Below are 21,945 nucleotides of genomic sequence, written 5' to 3'. Positions count from 1 at the left end.
CTCATCGGTGGCCTGTGCCATTCAGCTCGGCTGAGCGGCACAGGCTTCGTGTGTGCAGGGGCGAGTGCGTTCAGGATCGAGTGTGGTGTGCAGCGCGCAGGCGCGGCTATCGATCTGTGAGCAGTTCGGGGTGCCGCGCCAGATACCCCTCGATGAACCAGCACGACGCGAGCACGCGGCGATCGCGCACGACGTCGTCAGTCACGGCACGGTGCGCGAGGAGGCCAGACACACCCGTGCCACGGTACTCTGGCCGCACCACGGTGTGGTCGAAATCAATGCTGCCGGCGATCCCAGCAGTTGCCTCCGTAAGGGAATAGTGCGCTTCGCCAACCAGTCGCTCAATGTCACCATTGCGGCGGTACACAGCGAAGCGGTGCTGCTCCGGCTCGTGCACAATGCTGAATCCGTCAGCCGCTGCCTCGGCTTCACTCGTGTATCTCGCCATGGGCACAGCCTAACCCCGGAACTCTCACTTCGCTCGGGCTATCCTCGAGAGGTGTACAAGTCGTTACGGCACGCCATCGTCGCGGGGGCCGGGATCGCGATGATCCTCACCCTCGCCTCCTGCAGTGCCCCGCCGCCCCCCGAACCCGAGGTGCTCACCGCGAGCCAGGCTGGAGGCGCGTACCTCGATGCGGTGTGCCCGGTGAATGCGGCGTGGGATCAGGCCGACGCCGAGCTTGAGCGGTTGCGCATTGCGGCCCTGCGCGGTCCAGCAAACGAGAGCGGTGTCACCGATGCTCTTGCAAAGGTCGCGAGCGCGAGCTCGCGTGCAGCGGCACAACTTGATCCCAAAGAAACGACGTGGCCAAAGCCGGCGCGAGCCGCTGTCGCCGACGTGCGGCGGACGCTGCTCGATGATCGTGAGCAGGCGCTCAAGCTCGTGAAACTCGATGCCACCGCACTGGTCGACTACTCCTGGAAGGGGGCGACGAGACCGCTGCCGCTGCGGCTGCCGCGCGCACTGCCCTCGCACTCCCGAGCGACCCAGATGTCGCGTGCGCCCAATGGGCCGCGTTGCGCGCGGAGGACGCTGCTACCGAAGAAGGCAAAGAGCTGGCCACGGTCACCCCGGACGTGGACGAGAAGCCAACTCCCGCTCCCACGAAATCAAAGGACTGAGCCGTTGACTGAGCACACCGATGGACCCCGACTGCTTGCTGTTGAACGCGCGCTCCGTGCTGCAGCCCGTGCGGGGAACCGAATGCTCGCCGGCGGCATCGCGAGTCTCGACGTCACAGACTCCGCATCGAGCGCAGCGCTCCGATCCTCCCTGACACGGATGGGCGTCCGGATCGTCGACGGCAGGGATCCACGGGTCGAGTTCGCGTTCGGCGACACCGTGGTGGACGGCCCCGAGGCGGTGATCCGCGCATCGCGCACGGAGGCGCCCAGGAGCGGTGCGGACGTCCCGGGCGCCCAGCTGCGCGCCGATCCACTCCCACGTGTCTCCGTCGGCCTCGACGGTACAATCGACTCACCTCGCGGGAGTGACGCCGCTGCAAAAATCGCGTGGGCGGCACGCGGCATGCCCACCACTGCCACCCTCGCTGCCGCGCTACGAACTGCCACAGGTGCCGCGGTGCCGCGGATTGCGGTGAGTCTCGTGCTCGAACCGAAAACCGCGGCGTTCACCCTTGCCCTCGCCGAGGCTGGCTGTGCGGTTGCGCTGTTTAGCGCGGTCAGTGAAACCGACCCTGAGGTGGCGGCTGCGCTCGCCGCCACCGGCAAGGTCGCCGTGTTTGCCCCGCTCGCGCCCGTGTCCGGGAACGGCGTCGCTCGGGCAATGGACGCCGCACATGCTGCCGCGGTGCTCGATTGGGCTCCTGAGCTGCTCATCGATGATGGGTCGCACCTCGTGCGCCTCGCGCACTCGGAGCGCCAGCTCGCACTGACGACGCTGAGGGCGGCCGCAGAGGAGACCACGAGCGGTGTGCGACCGCTCCACGAGATGGCCGCCACAGGCGAACTCAGGATCCCGGTGATTGCGGTGAATGATGCGCGCACGAAAACAGGCTTTGACAATCTGATCGGCACAGGACAATCCTGCGTGTTTGCGGTCGCGGACGTGTGGGACGCAGCGACTGCTGACTATCGCGGCATCGCGGGGACCCACTGGGCCGTGCTCGGCTACGGCCCCGTTGGCCAGGGTGTTGCGCGGTTCGCTGCTGCGCTGGGCGCGGAGATTACCGTGGTCGAGCAGGATCCGGTGCGCGCGCTTGCCGCACTGCACGACGGGTTCGGTGCGAACACTTCTGCTGCAGCGCTGCCGCAGGCGGACGTCGTGGTGAGTGCGACTGGTGTGTGGCACACGCTCGATGTCGAGGGGTTCGCGCTGCTGCGGCCCGGTGCGGTGGTGGCGGTGGCCGGAGGAATCGACGACGAGCTTGCGCTCGAAGCGCTTGCCGCTGCCGGCTGGTCGGTGACTGAGATCGCCCCCGCGTCGCTGAGTGGCGGGCGCCGGATTCGCACGAGACCCCCAGCGCGCAGCGCGCCGGTGTCGGGCGGCCCCCGGCTGGGCCGCTCGTGCTCGCCGAGGGGGCGGCGTGAACTATTCGGCGGGGGAGGGGAACCCCATCGAAGTGATGGACCTTTCTTTTGCGACGCAGCTCGCTGCGCTCCTGCGGCTGCTGACGGAGGAATTGCCGCCAGGCGTGCACACCCTGTCTGAAGCCGACGAAGTCCTGGTGGCACGCGCGGCTCTCGCAGCGCGCGGCGGCGAAGCTGATCCGACACCGCCGCGATCGCGTGCCGGCGGAGCAGCTCAGCCCTGGCACGTGCACCGCTACCGGGCAACTCCGGACCGAGGTCGTTAGACTCTCCTGGTGAGTAGTACAGCCGCGATTGTCGTTTACAGCGCCCCCCTCGTCTTTCCCGTCACCAGTCCTCGGATCGTCGACGGTGCGGTTGCCGTGCAGGGCGATCGCATCCTGCACGTTGGAGATCGCCGCTGGGTGCGCGAGGCGCTGGACGCACGCGGTGTCGAGTACCGCGAGGAACGCTGGGAGGGCGTGATCGCCCCGGGCCTCGTGAACGCCCACACCCACCTGCAGTACACCCACATGGCCGAGATCGCGGAACGCAGGTACACGGGCTTCGATCACTGGGGCGATGCATTCGATGTCGTCTACGAGCGCGGCAACCACAACTGGGCTGCGGCGGCAGCGGCGGGGGCGGCGATGAGCCTCGCAGCAGGTGTCACGGCCGCCGCAGATGTCATCACCGACCGGGAAGCGTTGAGCGCGCTGCACGATGCGGGAATGCACGGAATCGCCTACTGGGAGGTCTACGGCAAGAGCAACCAGGATTGGGATGAGGCCGCGCGCGAGGAAGTGCGCCAACAGATCAGGAGCATTCCTACGCCGCCAGGCGCAGGGGTGTCACCGCACGCTCCCTACTCGCTTGAGGTCCAGCCGCTGCTCGAGCTCCCCGATATCGTGCGCGAGGAAGGGCTGCGGCTCCACATTCACCTCGCGGAGGCGCACATGGAGCGCGAGTTCGACGGGATCGACGGCTACGCAGGGCCGGCGGGCCACGGGGAGTGGCCCGAGCTCGCCGCCGATAGCTTCCGTGCGCTCCGCTCGCACGGCATCGGCGTCTCGTCGACGCAGTTCGTCGATCACCTCGGCGTGCTCGGCCCAGACTGCCATATTGCCCACGGGGTCTATGTCAGCGCTGCGGATCGCGCACTGCTGCGCGCACGCGGCACGAGTGTTGCGCTCTGCCCGCGCTCGAACGAGGTCATCGGCCTCGATATGCCGCCTGTCGCAGCGTACCTGCGCGAGGGCAACCAGATTGCGGTCGGCACCGACTCGCTGTCGTCGTCGCCCTCGCTCGATCTGCTCGCTGACGTCGCTGCGCTCTACCGCGTCGCGCGCGAGCAGGGATATCGCGGCGATGATCTGCACCAGCGTCTGTTCGGCGCAGCCACGCTCGGAGGCGCCGCGGCGCTGGGTCTGCACGTTGGCAAGCGCCGGATCGGGCAGCTCGGAGTGGGCGCGCTCGCGGATCTTGCATTCTTCGCGACAGACTCGACGGACCCCGATGTGGCCCTCGCTGAACTTGTCGAAGACGGCGCCGGGCGGGCTCGGCGCACGATCGTCGCGGGTATCGAACGCTTCGCCTCCGACGGCGAGCCCCGGATCGAGTGAGCCCCGGAGCGATCGAGCTCCGGAGCGATCGAGCTCCGGCGCGATCGATCCGGGAATGGTGGTGGGTGCAGGCACGCCGCTTCCGTGTCCAGCGTGTGGGGCACGGCCGCGCTTCGGCTCCGCACGTCGCTCGGCCTGCTCCCCGACATTTCTCTGCGTGACGGCAGTGCGCGCAGAGTGGTCCGACATCTTCTACACTTGAGCGTGGTGCGCGCGCTGTGCGCGGCACCCCATACATTCTTCGCACCGTCATAGGAGTCCACATGTCCCGCACATCTCGCCTCGCCGCAGCGGTCGCTGTCGGCGCCGCCGCACTCCTCGCGCTCACCAGCTGCGCTGGCGGCACGGACGCCGCAGCGTCTGACACCGTGACGGCGGGCAAGCTCACCATTGCGACGGGCGAGCCAGCCTATGAGCCGTGGGTGCTCGGCGATGACCCCGAGAGCGGGGAGGGCTTCGAGGCCGCCGTCGCCTATGCGGTCGCTGACGAGCTCGGCTACGCCAAGGACGACGTCGTCTGGGTACGGACCACGTTCGACGCCGCGATCGCACCGGGGCCCAAGGACTTCGATCTCAATCTGCAGCAGTTCTCGGTGAGCGAGGATCGCGCGAAGGCTGTGGACTTCTCCTCGCCCTACTACGTGACAACGCAGGCCGTTGTGGCAGCTGGCGGCACCGACGCCGCGAAGGCCACGAGTATCGCCGATCTCAAGGACGCCGTCATCGGCGTCGCTTCAGGCACCACGTCGCTCACCGTCGCAGAAGACGTAATCGCGCCGACGCAAAAGCTCCAGGTCTTCAACAACGTCGATGACACGGTTGCCGCACTCAAGAACGGTACGATCGACGCGCTCGTCACTGACCTGCCTGGCGCGTACTACGTCCGAGACGCGCAGCTTGACGACGGTGTGATCGTCGGCCAGCTCGAGTCTGAGGCCGGTGGCGATGAGTTCGCGATCGTGCTGCCCAAGGATTCTGCCCTCACCGCGGATGTCACGAAGGCCGTTGACACGCTTCGCGAGAACGGTGAGCTCGACAAGCTCACCGAGAAGTGGATCGCGGATCAGGGCGCTCCGGTTCTGAAGTAACCGCACTCGAACGACGTAGGAACGCAGCCCCCAGGTGAGTCAACCGTACACACGCGAGGTCAGCTCGATTGAACTCGAGCGCCGAGGGTACCGGCGTACCCGGAAGCGCCAGTCGATCCTCGTCAGCGTCGGCAGCACACTGCTGTTCGCGGCCGTGATCGCGGTGCTGCTGATCAACAGCCCTGGCTGGAGCCGCGTCAGCGAGACGTTCTTCGATCTCGACGTCGCGGTGCAGGCCTTTCCGCGCGTGATCGAAGGACTCTGGCTGAACATCCAGGTGCTGTTCTTCGCCGTGATCGGTGTCGCCATCTTCGGCACACTGCTCGCGATCACGCGCACGCTGAAGGGGGCGGTGTTCACCCCGATCCGGCTTCTGGCCGCGGGATACACCGACCTCTTCCGGGGTATCCCGGTGCTGCTCGTGCTGTACCTCGTCGGGTTCGGGATCCCGGGGCTCGAACTCACCGGACGCATGCCAGCGCAGTTCTGGGGCGCGATCGCCCTGATCCTGTGTTACTCGGCGTATGTGGCTGAGGTACTGCGGGCCGGCATTGATGCCGTGCACCCCTCGCAGCGGCTCGCGGCGCGCTCACTCGGGCTGAGCCACAGCAAGACGCTGCGCCTGGTGGTGCTGCCGCAGGCCGTGCGTAAGGTGACGCCAGCGCTGATGAATGACTTCGTTTCGTTGCAGAAGGACGTCGGCCTCATCTCGGCGCTCGGTGCCGTTGACGCGATCCGTGCCGCGCAGATCGAGGTCGCGTCCGCCTATAACTTCACGCCGTATGTGCTCGCAGGTGTGCTGTTTGTCCTGCTCTCGCTGCCGTTCATTCGGTTGACAGACTGGGTGACGGCGCGGGCGCAGAAACGCGAGCAGATCGGGGGAGTCGTATGACCGGGCTGGCCGCTGGGAACTCTCGGAACACGAGCACGAGCACGACCGTTCCCGTGCTCGATGTGCAGGCGGTGCACAAACGCTTCGGCGATCAGCCAGTGCTCCGTGGCATCGACCTCACCGTTGCCGCCCACGAGGTGGTCGTGCTCATCGGTGCCTCCGGATCAGGAAAGTCGACGCTGCTCAAGACCGCGAACCTGCTGGAGCAGGTTGACGACGGGCGGATCCTGCTCAGCGGCGAAGACATCACGGATCCACGCACGAAAGTCGACGCGGTGCGCGCGCGGATCGGCGTCGTGTTTCAGCACTACAACCTCTTCCCTCACATGTCGGTGATCGACAATGTGACGCTGGCCGCCCGCAAAGTCGTCGGCACCCCACGGGCCGAAGCCGAGGCCACCGGCATGTCGCTGCTCACGCGGATCGGCCTTGCTGACAAAGCACAGGAGTTCCCGGACCGGCTCTCGGGCGGACAGCAGCAGCGCGTTGCCATTGCCCGCGCGATTGCGACGGATCCGGAACTGCTGCTGCTCGACGAGATTACGAGCGCGCTGGATCCGCAGCTTGTCGGCGAGGTGCTCGATCTCGTGCGCGAGCTCAAGACCGCAGGGTCCACGATCGTGATGGCGACCCACGAGATGTCGTTTGCGCGCCGCGTTGCGGATCGTGTGGTCTACCTAAAGGATGGCGTGATCGTGGAGTCGGGCACTCCGGAGCAGATCTTCGTTGATCCGCAGCAGCCGGAGACGCGCGAGTTTTTGCGCCGCTTGCAGGATCCCTTCGCCTAAAGCTTCCTGCGCTCGGGCCGCAGCGCGGCCGGGATCCCGAACTGAGATATATCGGAGAAGAAAGTTTCACTGATCCGGGAATGTCTGTGCACGAACGGAGTTAGACTAATACGTCTGCCTCCGACTCAGCTTCGCACGCTCAGCTCCCGGGGCAGATCCGTCTTCCAGTAGGAGCTTCACTTCGTGACCCCTGATACCTCACCCGTTCGGACGCCGAACGCGCACGACACCACCATTGACCCCGCAGGAATGCGTGTGATCTGGTTGCTGCTCGTCGCCGCATTCGTCGCGATCCTCAACGAGACCACGATGGCGATTGCCATCCCGGCGCTCAACGTCTCGCTCGGCATTCCACCTGAGCTCGGGCAGTGGCTCACGAGCGCATTCATGCTGACCATGGCCGTCGTGATTCCCACGACCGGGTTCATGCTGCAGCGCTTCACGACTCGGCAGGTCTTCCTCGCCGCCATCATCACGTTCATTATCGGCACGGCGATCTGTCTGGTCGCTCCTGGCTTCCCGGCGCTGCTCGCTGGCCGTGTGGTGCAGGCTGCTGGTACCGGCATCATGATGCCGCTCCTCATGACGACCGTGATGAACGTGGTGCCCCCGCAGTCCCGCGGGCGCATGATGGGCCGCGTCGGTCTGGTCATCAGCCTGGCCCCTGCGCTCGGCCCGACCCTCTCAGGCGTCGTGCTCGACTCTCTCGGCTGGCGTTGGCTGTTCGGGATCATTCTTCCCATCGCGATCATTGCCATGCTGCTCGGGCTCAAGTGGATGACCAATCTCGGCGAGACGAAGCACGCGCCGATTGACGTGCTGTCCATTGTGCTTTCGGCGTTCGCGTTCGGCGGGATCGTATTCGGGCTGAGTCAAATTGGCGGCCATGGCGCAAGTTCCGGCGGAGTCCATCCGGTCGTCGTGATCGTCGGCGGCGCGGTGTTCCTTGGCCTCTTCGTGTGGCGCCAGCTGGTGCTTCAGAAGAAGGATGACGCGCTGCTCGATCTGCGGATTTTCCTGTCGCGGAACTATGTGATCGCGGTCATCATCATGGCCATCGTGTCGCTATCGATGTTTGGCACGTTCTCACTGCTCCCGCTGTATCTGCAGAACGTCGCGGGACTTGATCCCACTGAGGCGGGCCTCGTGCTGCTGCCGGGCTCCGTGATTATGGGCCTCATGGGGCCGGTCATGGGGCGCATCTACGATGCGCGCGGACCGAAGACACTGCTCGTGCCCGGCACGATCCTGATCGCCGCTGCGATGTTCGTCTACTCGACAGTCGGAACCCACACGCCGATGTGGTTCCTCATTGTCGTGCAGATCGCTATGTCGCTCGGGCTCGCAGGATCCTTCACACCGCTGTTCTCAGCCTCGCTCGGGTCGCTAGATCGCTCGCTGTACTCGCACGGCTCCGCAGCGCTGAACACGCTGCAACAGGTCGCCGGTGCCGTTGGCACTGCCGTGCTGATCACGATCTACTCAGGCTACCTGCACGCAGGGGAGCAGGTCGGGCTCTCGATCGAAGACGCTGGCGCGCCAGGCACTCAGGCCGCGTTCTTCACGGCGGCGTGTATCGCGCTTGTGCCGGTGGTGCTCGCCTTCTTCATTCAGAAGCCGGCGGACCAGCAGGTGGGAGCGGGGCACTAGCGGTCGCGCCTGCCGGTTCGGCGCTCGATCAGCCCAGTGCGCTGATCGAGCGCCGAACTGCTTCTGCCAGTTGCCGCACGGCGGCCGATGGGCCGCTGGGTCCGGCTGGCGCGGCGAGGAGAAGCTCACGCGCGAAGCGCGGATCGTCGATCGGACGGAGCACCACCCCTTCGGGAGGGTGATAGCTTGCCAGGCTCGGCACGAGTGCCACAGCCATTCCTGCGGCAATGAGGCCGAGCACCACCGAATAGTCGTCAGTGCGGATCGCAACATCCACTTTGTGGCCCTCTGCGAGGAAGACCTCGCGCACCAGATCGTCGAGTGTGTCGCCTGGCGTCGAGCCCATCACCCAGCTGTCACCGGAGAGCGACAACAGTCGTTCGCGGTCAAAGCTGCGAAAGTGGGCGGCCGGGTGGGTCGACGGGAGGGCGAGCAGCATTGGATCGGTAAACAAGTGTGTCGTGTGCACTTCGGCGCGGAACGGCAGTTTGTAGCCGCCGGCGGCATACACCAGCGCGGCGTCGAGCGTGTGCTGGTTGATCCGGGTGACGAGCGGGGAAAGCTCTTCGAGTGTGGCATCCAATTCGATCCCGAGCTCTGCAACACGGCTCGTAATCCCGGGCAATAGCCTCGCCGCGGCTGTGGGGAACGTGCCGAAACGCAGGCGGATCCTGCCCAGCTGCGCCAAGTCTCGCACGTCGGTTAGGGCGCGATCGGAGAGCCCGAGGATCTCCTCGCCGCGTTCCAGCATGAGGGTGCCGGCGGTCGTGAGTTTGCTACCGCGTGTACTCCGCACCGTCAGATCAGCGCCGACCAGTCGGTCGAGATTGCGGAGGTGATAGTCGACAGTGGGTTGGCTCCAGCCGAGGCGTGTAGCCGCTCTCGCGACCGAACCCTCGGCGGCGACGGCACTGAGCGCCTGGAGCTGTCGCAGATCGATCATGAGTATCCCCTTGTCGTATGGACCATACCCGCCCAAGTGCCCGGCAGTGTTCAATACTGTATATGGTCCCAGGGAGTCGATCAAGGGGTTCCCGCGCGCGGGAGAAGCGGGCACTCTGGCACCATGCTGCTTCAGGACTCACGCTTCGTGGACCCCCAAGACCAAACCGCTCGCCACGCAGGTGTGCGGGATTCGCAGGCGACTGAAGGTCAGAGTGGAAGACGTGTAGCCCCGAATTTTGGGCCAGAGCACGAACGCGCACCCTATGCCGAAGCCCTTCAGCGCTTCGCGGATTCCGAGCCGCGCTCATTCATGGTGCCGGGGCACGGCAATGACCCTGCGCACGGAGGGGTGCACCTCGCTGAGCTGTTCGGAGACCGGGTCCCTGAACTCGACGTGCCGCTCATGTTGCCAGGCATTGACCTGGGGGACGATTCTCCGCTCGTGCAAGCGCAGCGCCTTGCCGCTGATGCGTGGGGAGCGAAGCGAACCTGGTTCCTGACCAACGGGGCGTCCCAAGCGAACCGCACGGCGGCAATTGCTGTGCGTGGCCTGGGCGAGCGGATCATGATCCAGCGCAGCATGCACTCAAGCCTGACCGATGGCGTGCTCTTGGCCGGGTTGCTGCCCGCGTTTGTGTCCCCGAACATTGATGAGCACCACGGGATCGCGCACGGCTTGACTCCAGAGAAGCTTGACGAAGCCCTCACCCGTGAAGCGGAAGCGGGCCGGCCGGTGTCGAGCGTGCTTGTGGTGTCGCCGAGCTACTTCGGCTCAACCGCGGATGTTGCTGGCCTTGCAGAAGTCGCGCATGCCCACGACGCCGCGATTATTGTCGACGGAGCGTGGGGTGCGCACTTCGGGTTCCACCCCGATCTGCCGGAGTCGCCGGCGCGGCTTGGCGCCGATCTGGTGGTCTCGAGCACACACAAGCTTGCCGGATCGCTCACGCAGTCGGCGATGCTGCACTTGGGGGACACCCGCTTCGCTGAGCAGCTCGAGCCGCTCGTGGCGCGCGCCTACTCGATGACCGCGTCGACCTCGATGAGTGGCATCCTGATGGGATCGCTTGACGTTGCGCGGCGCGCCCTCGTGCAGGGGGGCGAGCAGATCCAAGGTGCCGTCGACGCCGCCGAGCAGCTTCGTGAGCGTCTCCGTGAGGACCCGCGCTTCACCGTGATCAGCGATCGCTTCCCGGAGTACCGGGACATCGTCGCCACGGACGCGCTCCGGATTCCCGTGGACGTCACGGCTCTGGGACAGAGCGGGCACTGGGTGCGCTCTCGCATGATGGAGGCGCACGACACCTACTTGGAAATGTCCACGGCAACCAGTGTGGTGCTTGTGGTGGGAGCGCTCCGCACAGTGGACGTCGACCGCTTCATGCGGGACCTTGGTGCCGTCGCTGACGAGGCTGCCACGCTGCCAGCGGCTGACGCGATTGCGTTCCCGCCGCTGCCGGAAGCCGGTGAGCTGCGGATGCGCCCGCGCGAGGCATTCTTCGGTGAGAGCGACGTGGTGGCGGCTGGCGCAGCGGTCGGCCGTATTTCCGCGGACACTCTCGCTGCGTACCCGCCAGGGATCCCGAATCTCCTGCCAGGAGAGGCGATTACCGCGGAGACCGTTGCGTTCCTGCAGGCCGTGGCAACTTCCCCGACGGGCTATGTGCGCGGTGCGTTGGATGCCGAGGTCGCCACACTCCGCGTCGTACGCGAGTAGGGCGCTCCGGCGCACGTGCGCAGCCAGGCCCTGCTTCAGGCCCTGCTTCAGGGCGCCATCCGGCTTCAGCGAGTTGGATCAGGACGATTTCATCTCGCTGAAGCTGGACCCCTGCCCTGATGCAGAGCGCAGAGCAGGGCCGAAGGGGGCCTCATATACGCACAGGGGCGGCGATCCACTCGGATCGCCGCCCCTGTGTGTATATGAACTGAGGTGCTACTTCTTCTCGAAGAGGTTCCCGACCAGCGTCGAGCCGATCAGGATCACGGCGAGCAGGATCACGCCGACGATCGAGATTGCGACCACATCGACGGGCTGCCCCGCCGACGAGAACATCGAGTCCCCGGTGTTGTCGCCGCCGGAAGCGAACGCGGGCGCGGCCACGAACACCGATGCAAGCGCTACGGTCACGGCGGTGGCGATACGGGTACGGATCTTCACGTTTGTTCTCCTCGCGAGTCTGTGCGGCAGACGAGCCCAGAGCCCGTGCACCAATGTCCCCATCCTAGCGTGCATCGAAGCGTTCGCCAGCCGGCGGGTCGCGCGCCGGCGCATCGTAGGCTGGGAGCATGACAAATCCGCGGCAGCAGACTCCCATCGACCGCGTCGCCGAGGCCTGGGTCAATACCCTGGTCACGCACGACCCCACTATCGGCACGTATATCGGTCGCACGGGCGGAGGGCTGCCTGACTACTCACCAGAGGGCGGGGACGCGTTCGCCGACGCTCAGCGCACCACTCTCGCCGAACTCGAAGCCGCCACCCCGGTGGACGATGTCGACCGCGTCACCCGCGCTGATCTCGCGGCGGAGCTGCGGCTCGGACTCGCGCAGCACGAGGCGGGTGAGGACTTGCGTGATCTGAACGTGATCGAGTCACCGTTGCAGCAGATGCGGGACATCTTTGACCTCATGCCCACATCGAACGACGCGGACTGGGCTGATATTGGGGAGCGGTTGCGCGCGATTCCCGCCGCCCTGCACGGCTACCGAGCGGCACTCGAACTCGGCGTCGAGCGTGGGCTGGTTCCTGCGCTGCGCCAGGTTACCGAGGTCGCCGCGCAGACCAGGCGCACCGCGGGCACTCCGGGTACGCCCGGCTTCTTCGGGCTCCTCGTGGCAGGCCAGGATCCGGCGCTGGAGGTGGCCGCGACCGCTGCCGCGCGAGCCTATGACGAGTTCGCTGACTTCCTCGACCGAGATCTGGCGCCGCGCGCGCCGGCGACCGACGCCTTTGGGCGGGAACGCTACACACTCGCGTCAGAAGCCTTTCTGGGCGCGCGGGTCGACCTCGACGAGACCTACGAGTGGGGCCTCGAGGAGCTCGCACGCATGGTTGACGAGCAGGAGCGGATCGCGGCGGAAATCGTTGGCGGGTCACGCCATCCGGGAATCGTCGCAGAGGCGATCGCGCAGCTCGAGCAGGACGAGTCGCGCAAGCTGCGCGGCACTGATGCGCTGCAGCGCTGGATGCAGGAGACGAGCGACCGCGCGGTTGCGGAGCTCGGAGAGACGCAGTTCGACATCCCAGCGGAGATCCGGGCGCTCGAGTGCATGATCGCGCCGACTCAGGAGGGTGGGATCTACTACACGGGCCCGAGCGATGACTTCTCGCGCCCCGGCCGCATGTGGTGGTCCGTGCCGGAGGGGGTCACCGAGTTCGATACCTGGCGCGAACTCACCACGGTGTTCCACGAGGGCGTGCCTGGGCACCACCTGCAGATCGGTCAGGCGGTGGTGAATCGCAGCACGTTGAATGAGTGGCGCAGGCAACTTGCCGGGACCTCAGGCCACGCTGAGGGCTGGGCACTCTATGCTGAGCGCCTCATGGAACAGCTGGGCTACCTCGATGATCCGGCGGATCGTCTCGGCATGCTCGACGGACAGCGCATGCGCGCGGCGCGCGTGGTGCTCGACATTGGCGTGCACCTCGGCAAGCCGCACCCTGACGGTGGCACGTGGGACGGCGACGCCGCGTTCGCGTTCATGGCGCAGCACGTGAACATGAATGACGGCTTCGTGCGCTTCGAGGTGCTGCGATATCTCGGCTGGGCGGGCCAGGCGCCCTCCTATAAGGTGGGGCAGCGGATCTGGGAGCAGCTGCGTGACGAGGCGGCGGCACAGTCGGGAGCGGGGTTCGACGTGCGCGACTTCCACCGCAGCGCGCTCGCGCTTGGCGGTGTTCGACTGGATACGCTGCAGCGGGTGCTGCGCGGCGAGCTCGGTCAGAACTGAGCAGCCGAATCACCTGATCTCGCACACTGATCCGTGGCGCCCGAAGGCCAGCCCCGAAGAGTAGTGTTACCGCATGGATATGCAAGCAACGCTCGATGAAATCGCCGAGGCTGTGGGCCCCCAGATTGGCTCGGGTGTGGTGGCCGAGTACATCCCTCGGCTGGCTGCGGTGAACCCGGACCAGTTCGGCATGTCCGTGGTGATGAACGACGGATCGAGCTACGGCGTTGGCGACTTCGAGGTGCCCTTCTCAATCCAGAGCATCTCGAAAGTGTTCACGCTGGTGCTCGCGCTTCAGGCGTCTGGCGATGCGATTTGGGATCGGGTGGGGCGCGAACCGTCGGGTGCCGCGTTCAACTCGCTCGCTCAGCTCGAATTCAAACGCGGGATCCCGCGCAATCCGTTTATGAACGCCGGAGCGCTCGTGGTGACAGATCATCTCCTCGGGGTGAGTGGCACAGACGCGAATCCGCTGCTGGATCTGCTGCGCACTGAGGCCGGAAACCCGGAGATACGGCCCGACGCACTCGTCTCGACCTCGGAGGCCGGGCACTCGGACCGGAACCGCTCCATCGCGTATCTGCTCTCGAGCTTCGGGAACCTCCGCAACGAGGTCGGTGCGGTGCTGGACCGGTACTTCGATCAATGTGCGATTTCGATGAGCTGTGCCGAGCTCGCGGCTGCCGGTGCGTTCCTATCGCGCGGCGGAGTGCGCGCTGACGGCACTGAGCTGATCAGCCCGCTCCAGGCAAAGCGTGTGAACGCCGTGATGCTGACAGCCGGCTTCTATGACGCTGCTGCGGAATTCGCTTACCGGGTTGGACTGCCTGGCAAAAGCGGCGTTGGAGGCGGGATCCTCGCGATCGTGCCTGGGAAGTGCTCGATCTGCGTGTGGGCACCCGGGCTCGACAGCGCGGGCAACTCGCTTGTCGGCATGGCGGCGCTGGACGAGTTCACCTCCCGCACCGGCTGGTCGGTCTTTTGAACACGGGTTGGCGCACAGATGGTCCATGCCCGTGCGGCAGCGGAGCGGCCTACTGTGCCTGCTGTGGTCCGCTGCATGCTGGCGAGCCGGCACCATCGGCCGAACGTTTGATGCGCTCACGGTTCAGCGCATTCGCGCTCGGACTGCCCGAGTATCTCTTGCGCAGTTGGGATCCGCATACGCGGCCGGATCGAAGCGATTTCGACCTCGACGACACGGTGGAGTGGCGACGGCTGTTCATCGCGGACACGACCGGGGGTGGGCCGGACGATGATGCAGGGTTCGTGACATTCACGGCAATCGGGCGCGGCCAGGACGGTCGTTTCGAGCAGCGTGAACGCAGCCGCTTCGCGCGTGGTGCTGACGGGCACTGGCGCTACGTCGACGGCGACGCAGCATAGCCCCACCGGGCAGACGACGCAGAGTGGGGCCTCAGTCGTTCTGAGGCCCCACTGTGGCTCGCACCAAGGTCCAGCGAGCTGCTTGAGGCGCGGAGCCGGAGCTGGCGCCCGGGCGCGCAGCACCGGCGCACGCGTCGTGGGGTGCAGGCTGGCTAGGCCCCTGCCTGCGCGTCGCGGATCCAGGCCTCCACGGCGTCGGCCGTGCGCGGGATATCTGCCGAGAGATTGACACAGCCGTCCTCGGTCACGACGATGTCGTCTTCGATTCGCACACCGATGCCGCGGAACTCTTCCGGAACTGTGAGGTCGTCCGGCTGGAAGTACAGCCCCGGCTCGATGGTGAACACCATGCCCGGCTCCAACATCCCGTCCATGTACATTTCGCGTCGCGCCTGCGCACAGTCGTGCACGTCGAGACCGAGGTGATGGCTCGTCCCGTGCACCATGTAGCGGCGATAGTACGCGGTGCCGTCATCCTCAGGGAGCAATCCCCACTCGCGGGTGCGGCGCTCGATGACCTCCATCGCGGCCGCGTGCACGTCGCTGAAGCGGATTCCGGGGCGCACGATCGCCCGTGCCGCGTCCGCTGCCTCGAGCACTGCTTCGTACACCCGGCGCTGCACCTCGCTGAAGGTGCCCGAGACCGGCACGGTGCGAGTGATGTCTGCGGTGTACAGGCTGTCGAGCTCCACACCTGCATCGAGCAACAGGAGATCGCCGGTCAACACGGGGCCGTCGTTGCGGATCCAATGCAGCGTGCACGCGTGCGGGCCAGACGCGGCGATCGTCTCGTAGCCCACGGTGTTGCCATCGAGCCGAGCGCGCTGGTTGAACACCCCCTCAACGATGCGCTCGCCGCGCGGGTGGGCACTCGCGGCCGGGAGCGCAGCGAGCACCTCAGTGAAGCCCGTTGCCGTTGCATCGACGGCGGCTTGCATCTGGGCGAGCTCGTATGCATCTTTCACGAGGCGCAGTTCCGAGGCGGCTCGTGCCAGCTCAGCATCCTCAACGGTGCGGTCCGTCTGGGTCGCCTCGAAGTCAGCGAGATGCGCGGTAGAAATGCCGAGCGCCGCGGCGACCTGGCTGAGCGAGGGCCGTGCCCCGATCCAGAATTCACCAATTTCGGGGTTTGCAAAAAACTCGTCGCTGTCCCGGCCAGCGCGCTCGCGGAAATACAGCGTCGCCTCGTGGCTGTCTCCCACGGGGTCGAGCACCAGGACCGCGCCTGGTTCGCTCTCCGCGCCCCACCCGGTGAGATGCGCAAACGCACTGTGGGCTCGGTACTGGTAGAACGTGTCGTTGGACCGCTGCTTCATTGCACCCGCTGCAATCACGAGTCGTTCGCCAGGAAACTGCGCCGCGAGCGCGCTGCGGCGGGCCGCTGCGTACGGGGCCACGGGAAGCTCAGTCGGTAGCGGCTCGGGCCGGTCCGCCCACTGGCTGGAGATATACGCCGCAAACGTACTCGTCTGCGGTGTCGTGCTCCGATTGCTGTTGTCGATTTCCACCTCGTGAGTGGTCTGCGCGCGCTCAGTCATACGCCCATCATCTCACCTCGCGATGGAGAATGCCGGTGACCCATAGACTGAAGCGCATGACACACAGTGGGGCGGGGCGGGGATTCGATCTGCACACCCACTCAGTGCACTCCGACGGTACGACGCGCCCAGACGCGATCGCGCGCGAAGCGGCAGACATCGGGCTCGCCGGGTTCGCGCTCACCGATCACGACACGATCGCCGGCTGGGACGAGGCGCGCGCCGCAGCTGCCGGGGCAGGGATCGCGTTTCTGCCCGGCATGGAGCTGACCACCCAACACGACGGTCGATCCCGGCACCTGCTTGCGTATGGGATCGATCCCGGCGCTACAGAGCTCTTCACCGCGCTTTCGCTCGTCCGCAGCGCACGTCTCGATCGTGCCCGTGAGATGGTGCGCCGCGTGTCACGCGACTATACGATTCGGTGGGAGGACGTAGTCGGAGAAGAAGACGCGCGCACCGTCGGACGACCACACATTGCCGATGCACTCGTCGCCGCTGGGTACTTCGTTGACCGGAGCACAGCATTCGAAATGGTGCTCTACCCCGGTTCCGCGTACTACATTGGCACGTACGCGATCGAGACGCTTGACGCGATTCGGATGGTGCGAGAAGCCGGTGGACGCTCCGTGCTCGCGCACCCGGCAGCGACGAGGCAGCGCAGGGCTACGACCGGGGGTGAACTCACGGCGCTCGCGGCAGCTGGCCTGTGGGGCGTTGAGCTGAACCATCCTGAGAATCGGGCTGACTGGCTGCCCCCGCTCGTCGCGGCAGTCGCGGCACTGGGCCTCGAGACGACCGGGGCCAGCGACTACCACGGCGCTGGGAAAGCGAACCGATTGGGGGAGCGCACCACCCCGGAACCCGTGATGCGACGGCTCTGTGCAGGGCTCGCCACCCCTGCCTAGCCCAGGAACGCTGTCAGCCGTGCGTTGAACGCGGCGGGCTCGGTGAGGAATCCGGCGTGCACCGGGATCGTTGCGAACTCGGCTCGCGGCAGCTGAGTAGTCACCCAGCGCTCTGCGGCCTCGGCCCAGGCCTCTTTCGCGAAGAAGAGCACGGGCTTGCCCGTTTCGTGGAACGCGAGCGCGGGCGCAGACAGGTCCGTTGAGAGCCCCTCCGCGCCGGTGATGATCGCGATGTGCTCAGGCGTGCGCGCTCCGTCGGCAATGAGTTTCGCGACGGCAGGATCGCTGTCGGCGGCTGCCGGATCAACTCCGAGGGCATCCGCTGCAATGTAGGCAAGGAAGCCTGCGCGATCGGTCGACAGGAATTGTACGTACGCCGGGAGCCCGTCGTGGCTGAGCGCGGCTTCGCCCCATTCGGCAGCGTTGGCCGGGTCGAACGGCACACGCGGCGGCTCATCAATGAGGATCAGCCGCGCCACTCGGTCGTCGCCGAATTGCCCGAGGTACGAGAGAACATCAAGGACGCCGAATGACCAGCCGGCCAAGGCGATCGAACGGAGATCGAGCGCCTCGATGACGGCAGCGAGATCGCGTCCGCGCTGCGGGAAGTTGTTCCCGGTAAGTGGCTTGCTCGACTCACCGTGCCCTCTCGGGTCGAGCGCGATTACTTCGTAGTGGGCTGCGAGCTCAACGAGCTGGTGCACGAACACCTCGCCAGAAAAGTTCCAGCCCGGGACCAGGAGCAGAGGTGCACCGCTGCCCGCTCGGAGTACGCGCAGCTGCACGTCTGCGGCGACGGTGATTCGCTCGGAAGTGATGGACGCTGGCAGGGCTGGGAAGTCGATGCTCATGTCAGCCAGGCTAGGAGCGTTCGCGCGATTCGTGGGCGAAGGTAACGAAGTGTGACTGGCGGAGCTGGGCACCTCAGCCGATGTCAGAGATCTTCGTGGGGCTGTTGAGCGACACGGTGAGGTGTGTTGTCACATGCTGCACCACGCCTCCGACCCCGATCCATCCGTTTGCGGCGACCTCGAGCAGCTCGGCGAGATCGCCGTCGAGCCGCGTCGCAAAATGGTCGGAACCGGAGTACACGCCCGCCGTCTTCGCGTCTGCAATAGCCGCGTAGATCGGCGTCATGTGGTCACCGGTCGATCCGCCGTCGAGGAGTGGGTAGAGCGACCAGTGGGCGCGCGCTCGCACCCCGGCGGGGGCCAGCGCGATCGGTGCAGCGCCCAGCGCTGCCACGCCGGCGGGCAGCTCACATGCAAGCTCTCCAGGGCAGCCTCGGGAGAGCAGGATCCCAGCCGAAAGGTGAGCGCCGCTTCGGGCTGCAGTGGTGATCACATCGCGCAGAAACTCGAGTACGCGTTGTTCTGACCCGCCGACGAAGGTCGAGATGTCAGTGGTCTCGATCGTGAGCTCACTGGCGTCAGCCGCGGAGAGTGCTTCGAGGATGATCCGCACGTAATCCGAGTCATACACGGACAGGGTGAAGCGGGCGCCGACGCCGTACTGGCTCGGTGTCATCGGAGCAGGCGAAACAACGTCGGTGGCCGCGGTTCCCGCGGCAGCTGGTGTCTGGGTCACGGCCCCACCCTAGAAGATTCCGGGGCCGTCTCGCACCTCTGCAACGCGGCGAGGCGCGTGCGGCAGCGGCGCGTTCCTGTCTGCTACGGTGTGGAGCACACGGGAGTCCGGTAGGCCGGGCTGAGAGGAAAGTACTCAACTTTCGACCGTCGAACCTGATCTGGATCATGCCAGCGCAGGGAGACACTCTTCACTACCCGTGCCCCCTCAACGATTGAAAGGGCACGCTCATGCGTCACCACATCTCTGTTCACACGCCGCCTCGCACGGCTCGCATCCTGGCCACGGCCGCCGCGCTCGCTGCAGGGGCGCTCGCGCTGGCCGGTTGTAGCGCGCCGGGTGTGGCAGGCTCAGGGTCCGGATCCACCACTGAGCCGGTCCGCGAACCCATCACCTTTGCGCTCGACTGGGCACCCAACACGAATCACATCGGGCTCTATGTCGCGGAGGCAGAAGGATACTTCGCCGACGCTGGGCTTGACGTCGAGATCCTGCCGTACGGTTCGACACCAGCGAGCCAGCTCGTCTCGGCTGGCGAGGCCGACTTTGGAATCGGGGGGCAATCCGGTGTGCAGATGGCGCGAACCGCGGGACTCGACGTGGTGTCGGTGTACCGGATCACCCAAACAGACACAGGCCGGCTCGTCGTACTGGGAGATCGTGACGACCTCACCAGACCGAAAGACCTCGACGGCCGGACCTTTGGTGGCTTTGGGGCCCCGCTGTTTGGAGCGCTCGCCAGTTCTACAATCCAGGGTGATGGGGGAACGGGTGACTTCGAAGAGGTGGTGCTCGACACCGGTGCGTACGAGGCGCTGTCGCAGCATCGAATCGACTTCACACTCTCTGTTGCGACCTGGGAAAACCTGCAGATGGAGATCGATGGTCACCCCTATCGCGCGTGGCGGTACCAGGACTTCGGGGTGCCCGAGCAGCAGTCGACCGGCATCATCTCAAGCGATGCGTATCTCGCGGAACACCCTGAGGAAGCCGCGGCATTTGTGCGCGCAGTTGCGCGAGGCTACGCCTTTGCCGTCGAGCACCCTGACACGGCCGCAGACGTGCTGATCGCCGCGAACCCGGACACGCTTGGAACGGCAGAGAACCTCGTGCGACGCAGCGCGAAACTGATGGCGGAAGAGGGATACCTCGCATCCGCTGAGCGAGAGATTGGCGCAGTTGACCCGGAAGCTTGGGACGCATTTGGCGCATTCCTGTTTGCGGGTGGCTTTCTCACGGATGCCGAGGGGAAGCCGGTCGAGGAGGAACCCGATTGGTCCGAATACTATGTCGATGACCTGCGAAAGTGACCGCGGACCTTTCCGCGCGGCTGCGAGGGGTGAGCGCGGCACGAGCACGCACCGCCGCAGCATCGCTGACGCGGACCGCCCAGCTTCTGGCGCCGCCGGTCATCGCGGTGGCGCTGTTGCTCACGGTGTGGCAGTGGGCGACGACGGCTGGCCTGGTGCCAGCTGAGCTGCTGCCCTCACCCATGCGGGTGCTGGGCTCCGGGATCACTGAACGTGAGGCTTTGCTTCGCCACGCAGTGCCCACGCTCACGGCGACGCTCACTGGGTTCTCGCTCTCGGTGGCCGTCGCGTTTCTCGTGGCGACCATCCTGGACTTCTCGCTCGTGTTGCGACGGGCGATTCTGCCGGTGCTCGTGGTGAGCCAGACGCTGCCGCTGGTCGCGCTCGCGCCGCTCGTGGTGTTGTGGTTTGGGTTCGGACTGCTCCCCAAGATCCTGCTTGTCGCCTTCGTGACATTCTTCCCGATGGTCGTGGGGCTGCTGCGAGGATTCGCCGCCGCAGACCCCGACGCGGAGCAATTGTTGCGCTCGATGGGGGCCTCGCGATGGCGGGTGTTCGGCCTGCTCCGCCTTCCTGCGGGCATCCCATCGTTCTTCTCGGCGCTGCGGATCTCAATCACCTATGCCGTCGTGGGCACGATATTCGCCGAGTACGCCGGTGCAGTGGCCGGTCTCGGCGTGTATATGCAATCAGCGAAACACGTGTTCCGCACAGACCTCGTGCTCGCTGCGGTTGCCGTCAGCTCGGTGCTCACGCTCGCGCTGTTCGGCTTCGTCGCGCTGCTCGAGCGGGTTGCGGTGCCGTGGGTGCGGGTCGAACAGGGAGTTGCACGTTGAAGGCGCTGGAACTGACTGGGCTGCGGAAATCGTTTGGCGATCACGCGGTACTGGACGGAGTGTCACTGACCGTCGGAGCTGGGGAGATCGTATCGCTCGTCGGGGCGAGTGGGAGCGGGAAGTCCACGCTGTTGTCGCTGCTCATCGGAGCGCTGCGCCCGGATGCTGGGGAGATCCGCTACGAGGGTGAACTCATGGACTCCAGCGCGAGGGGCCGGGACCGGCCATTCGCCTATATGCCACAGCGAGACGTGCTGTTTCCGTGGCGACGGATCCTCGACAACGCCGGAATCGGGCTCGAAGTGTCTGGGCTGTCTCGCCGCGTTGCGCGCGGGCGGGCGAAGGAACTCTTCGCGCCGTTTGGTCTCGCTGGAACTGAGCAGCGCTATCCGCGACAGTTGTCCGGCGGTATGCGGCAGCGGGTGTCGTTCCTGCGCACGGTCGTGCAGGGGAAACCGGTCCTGCTGCTGGATGAGCCGTTCGGCGCGCTCGACGCGATCACTCGAGATGAACTGCAGCGCTGGCTACTGGAGATCTGGGGTGTGCACGGTTGGAGCATCCTGCTGATCACCCATGACATCCGCGAAGCTGTGCGTCTGAGCGATCGCGTGCTCGTGCTCGGGAGCGGGCCAGGGCTTGAATTAGGGGAGTCGTGTAATGCTCAGCTGGACGCTCAGGGGCCGCTTAACGCTGGGCAGCGCATCGCTGGCTCGCGCACGAGTGTGGCGACTGGGCCGAGCCGGATTGCGGGCGAAGTGGCGATTCCGCGGACCATCCCGCGTGGCACTGCGTTCCTGCGCGATCCACGAGTCCCGCTGCTCGAAGCTGATCTGCACGAACTCCTAGTCGCGGCCGCGGGAGTGACTTCGAGCTCCGCTCATACGTAGGCCAGAGCGGGCTGCTTCAGCGAGT

The 21,945-nt window shown here is 66.1% G+C and carries 20 protein-coding genes and 1 riboswitch; of the genes, 14 read left to right on the top strand and 6 right to left on the bottom strand.

The window, feature by feature from the left end; all coding sequences use genetic code 11:
- Window positions 1–106: 106 nt before the first annotated feature.
- Window positions 107–448 (bottom strand): GNAT family N-acetyltransferase, encoded by a 342-nt coding sequence (locus tag K1X41_RS03445; protein ID WP_133616216.1) that lies wholly within the window; start codon window positions 446–448, stop codon window positions 107–109.
- 51 nt (window positions 449–499) lie between these two features.
- Between K1X41_RS03445 and K1X41_RS15345 the strand changes: the two genes are divergently transcribed.
- The 6 genes from K1X41_RS15345 (at window position 500) to K1X41_RS03415 (ending at window position 8,572) form a co-directional block, all read left to right on the top strand.
- Window positions 500–2,674: an adenosylhomocysteinase gene (locus K1X41_RS15345; protein WP_258566630.1), complete on the top strand. Its 2,175-nt coding sequence runs from the start codon at window positions 500–502 to the stop codon at window positions 2,672–2,674.
- A gap of 154 nt (window positions 2,675–2,828) precedes the next feature.
- Window positions 2,829–4,154, top strand: a complete 1,326-nt coding sequence (locus tag K1X41_RS03435) for an amidohydrolase family protein (RefSeq protein ID WP_133616218.1) — start codon at window positions 2,829–2,831, stop codon at window positions 4,152–4,154.
- Window positions 4,155–4,417: 263 nt separating this feature from the next.
- On the top strand, window positions 4,418–5,242 hold the full coding sequence (locus tag K1X41_RS03430; protein WP_220175327.1) for an ABC transporter substrate-binding protein: 825 nt from the start codon (window positions 4,418–4,420) through the stop codon (window positions 5,240–5,242).
- Window positions 5,243–5,276: 34 nt separating this feature from the next.
- On the top strand, window positions 5,277–6,134 hold the full coding sequence (locus tag K1X41_RS03425) for an amino acid ABC transporter permease (protein WP_220175326.1): 858 nt from the start codon (window positions 5,277–5,279) through the stop codon (window positions 6,132–6,134).
- On the top strand, window positions 6,131–6,922 hold the full coding sequence (locus tag K1X41_RS03420) for an amino acid ABC transporter ATP-binding protein (RefSeq protein ID WP_220175325.1): 792 nt from the start codon (window positions 6,131–6,133) through the stop codon (window positions 6,920–6,922). The genes K1X41_RS03425 and K1X41_RS03420 overlap by 4 nt, the downstream gene beginning before the upstream one ends.
- 183 nt (window positions 6,923–7,105) lie before the next feature.
- Window positions 7,106–8,572 carry an MDR family MFS transporter gene (locus K1X41_RS03415; RefSeq protein WP_133616222.1) on the top strand — a complete coding sequence of 489 codons (1,467 nt, stop codon included), beginning with the start codon at window positions 7,106–7,108 and terminating at the stop codon, window positions 8,570–8,572.
- A gap of 28 nt (window positions 8,573–8,600) precedes the next feature.
- Here the strand turns inward: K1X41_RS03415 and K1X41_RS03410 are convergent, their stop codons facing one another.
- Window positions 8,601–9,515, bottom strand: coding sequence for a LysR family transcriptional regulator (locus tag K1X41_RS03410; protein WP_132205044.1), 915 nt, complete (start codon window positions 9,513–9,515; stop codon window positions 8,601–8,603).
- 123 nt (window positions 9,516–9,638) lie between these two features.
- On the opposite strand from K1X41_RS03410, the gene K1X41_RS03405 reads away from it, so the two are divergent.
- Window positions 9,639–11,234: an aminotransferase class I/II-fold pyridoxal phosphate-dependent enzyme gene (locus K1X41_RS03405; RefSeq protein ID WP_133616223.1), complete on the top strand. Its 1,596-nt coding sequence runs from the start codon at window positions 9,639–9,641 to the stop codon at window positions 11,232–11,234.
- A gap of 216 nt (window positions 11,235–11,450) precedes the next feature.
- Here the strand turns inward: K1X41_RS03405 and K1X41_RS03400 are convergent, their stop codons facing one another.
- On the bottom strand, window positions 11,451–11,675 hold the full coding sequence (locus K1X41_RS03400) for a hypothetical protein (protein WP_132205048.1): 225 nt from the start codon (window positions 11,673–11,675) through the stop codon (window positions 11,451–11,453).
- Window positions 11,676–11,803: 128 nt separating this feature from the next.
- On the opposite strand from K1X41_RS03400, the gene K1X41_RS03395 reads away from it, so the two are divergent.
- From K1X41_RS03395 to K1X41_RS03385, 3 genes are all read left to right on the top strand, one after another.
- Window positions 11,804–13,468, top strand: a complete 1,665-nt coding sequence (locus K1X41_RS03395; protein ID WP_220175324.1) for a DUF885 domain-containing protein — start codon at window positions 11,804–11,806, stop codon at window positions 13,466–13,468.
- 73 nt (window positions 13,469–13,541) lie between these two features.
- Window positions 13,542–14,453 carry a glutaminase gene (locus tag K1X41_RS03390; protein ID WP_220175323.1) on the top strand — a complete coding sequence of 304 codons (912 nt, stop codon included), beginning with the start codon at window positions 13,542–13,544 and terminating at the stop codon, window positions 14,451–14,453.
- Between the two features lie 110 nt (window positions 14,454–14,563).
- The gene (locus K1X41_RS03385) at window positions 14,564–14,854 is read left to right on the top strand and encodes a YchJ family protein (protein WP_166644387.1); all 291 of its coding nucleotides are present in this window, start codon (window positions 14,564–14,566) and stop codon (window positions 14,852–14,854) included.
- A gap of 152 nt (window positions 14,855–15,006) precedes the next feature.
- Here K1X41_RS03385 and K1X41_RS03380 read toward each other — a convergent pair whose 3' ends face one another.
- Complete coding sequence (locus tag K1X41_RS03380; protein WP_132205056.1) at window positions 15,007–16,392, bottom strand: aminopeptidase P family protein; 1,386 nt, start codon at window positions 16,390–16,392, stop codon at window positions 15,007–15,009.
- Window positions 16,393–16,448: 56 nt separating this feature from the next.
- On the opposite strand from K1X41_RS03380, the gene K1X41_RS03375 reads away from it, so the two are divergent.
- On the top strand, window positions 16,449–17,300 hold the full coding sequence (locus tag K1X41_RS03375; protein WP_220175322.1) for a PHP domain-containing protein: 852 nt from the start codon (window positions 16,449–16,451) through the stop codon (window positions 17,298–17,300).
- On the opposite strand, the gene K1X41_RS03370 is transcribed toward K1X41_RS03375, so the two are convergent.
- Both K1X41_RS03370 and K1X41_RS03365 read right to left on the bottom strand, forming a co-directional pair.
- Window positions 17,297–18,151 (bottom strand): alpha/beta fold hydrolase, encoded by an 855-nt coding sequence (locus tag K1X41_RS03370; RefSeq protein WP_220175321.1) that lies wholly within the window; start codon window positions 18,149–18,151, stop codon window positions 17,297–17,299. The genes K1X41_RS03375 and K1X41_RS03370 overlap by 4 nt on opposite strands.
- Window positions 18,152–18,224: 73 nt before the next feature.
- The gene (locus tag K1X41_RS03365) at window positions 18,225–18,887 is read right to left on the bottom strand and encodes a Ykof family thiamine-binding protein (protein WP_258566628.1); all 663 of its coding nucleotides are present in this window, start codon (window positions 18,885–18,887) and stop codon (window positions 18,225–18,227) included.
- Between the two features lie 89 nt (window positions 18,888–18,976).
- Window positions 18,977–19,087: riboswitch (TPP riboswitch) on the top strand.
- A 30-nt stretch (window positions 19,088–19,117) separates the two neighbouring features.
- Here K1X41_RS03365 and K1X41_RS03360 point away from each other — a divergent pair.
- The 3 genes from K1X41_RS03360 to K1X41_RS03350 are packed head-to-tail and all read left to right on the top strand — an operon-like array spanning window position 19,118 to window position 21,920.
- Complete coding sequence (locus K1X41_RS03360; protein ID WP_220175320.1) at window positions 19,118–20,197, top strand: ABC transporter substrate-binding protein; 1,080 nt, start codon at window positions 19,118–19,120, stop codon at window positions 20,195–20,197.
- Window positions 20,194–21,033, top strand: coding sequence for an ABC transporter permease (locus K1X41_RS03355; protein WP_258566627.1), 840 nt, complete (start codon window positions 20,194–20,196; stop codon window positions 21,031–21,033). Before K1X41_RS03360 ends, K1X41_RS03355 begins: the two co-directional genes overlap by 4 nt.
- Complete coding sequence (locus tag K1X41_RS03350) at window positions 21,030–21,920, top strand: ABC transporter ATP-binding protein (protein ID WP_220175319.1); 891 nt, start codon at window positions 21,030–21,032, stop codon at window positions 21,918–21,920. Before K1X41_RS03355 ends, K1X41_RS03350 begins: the two co-directional genes overlap by 4 nt.
- Window positions 21,921–21,945: the final 25 nt, after the last annotated feature.

The sequence above is a fragment of the Leucobacter luti genome (assembly GCF_019464495.1).
GTDB classification, from domain to species: Bacteria; Actinomycetota; Actinomycetes; order Actinomycetales; family Microbacteriaceae; genus Leucobacter; species Leucobacter luti_A.
This window is presented reverse-complemented; position numbering and strand designations above follow the sequence as displayed.

Bases quoted from the DNA above. Each gene is read 5' to 3' on its own strand.
- K1X41_RS03445 (WP_133616216.1), bottom strand. From the start codon at position 448: ATGGCGAGATACACGAGTGAAGCCGAGGCAGCGGCTGACGGATTCAGC.
- K1X41_RS03430 (WP_220175327.1), top strand. From the start codon at position 4,418: ATGTCCCGCACATCTCGCCTCGCCGCAGCGGTCGCTGTCGGCGCCGCC.
- K1X41_RS03420 (WP_220175325.1), top strand. From the start codon at position 6,131: ATGACCGGGCTGGCCGCTGGGAACTCTCGGAACACGAGCACGAGCACG.
- K1X41_RS03410 (WP_132205044.1), bottom strand. From the start codon at position 9,515: ATGATCGATCTGCGACAGCTCCAGGCGCTCAGTGCCGTCGCCGCCGAG.
- K1X41_RS03405 (WP_133616223.1), top strand. From the start codon at position 9,639: ATGCTGCTTCAGGACTCACGCTTCGTGGACCCCCAAGACCAAACCGCT.
- K1X41_RS03395 (WP_220175324.1), top strand. From the start codon at position 11,804: ATGACAAATCCGCGGCAGCAGACTCCCATCGACCGCGTCGCCGAGGCC.
- K1X41_RS03390 (WP_220175323.1), top strand. From the start codon at position 13,542: ATGGATATGCAAGCAACGCTCGATGAAATCGCCGAGGCTGTGGGCCCC.
- K1X41_RS03385 (WP_166644387.1), top strand. From the start codon at position 14,564: ATGCGCTCACGGTTCAGCGCATTCGCGCTCGGACTGCCCGAGTATCTC.
- K1X41_RS03380 (WP_132205056.1), bottom strand. From the start codon at position 16,392: ATGACTGAGCGCGCGCAGACCACTCACGAGGTGGAAATCGACAACAGC.
- K1X41_RS03375 (WP_220175322.1), top strand. From the start codon at position 16,449: ATGACACACAGTGGGGCGGGGCGGGGATTCGATCTGCACACCCACTCA.
- K1X41_RS03370 (WP_220175321.1), bottom strand. From the start codon at position 18,151: ATGAGCATCGACTTCCCAGCCCTGCCAGCGTCCATCACTTCCGAGCGA.
- K1X41_RS03360 (WP_220175320.1), top strand. From the start codon at position 19,118: ATGCGTCACCACATCTCTGTTCACACGCCGCCTCGCACGGCTCGCATC.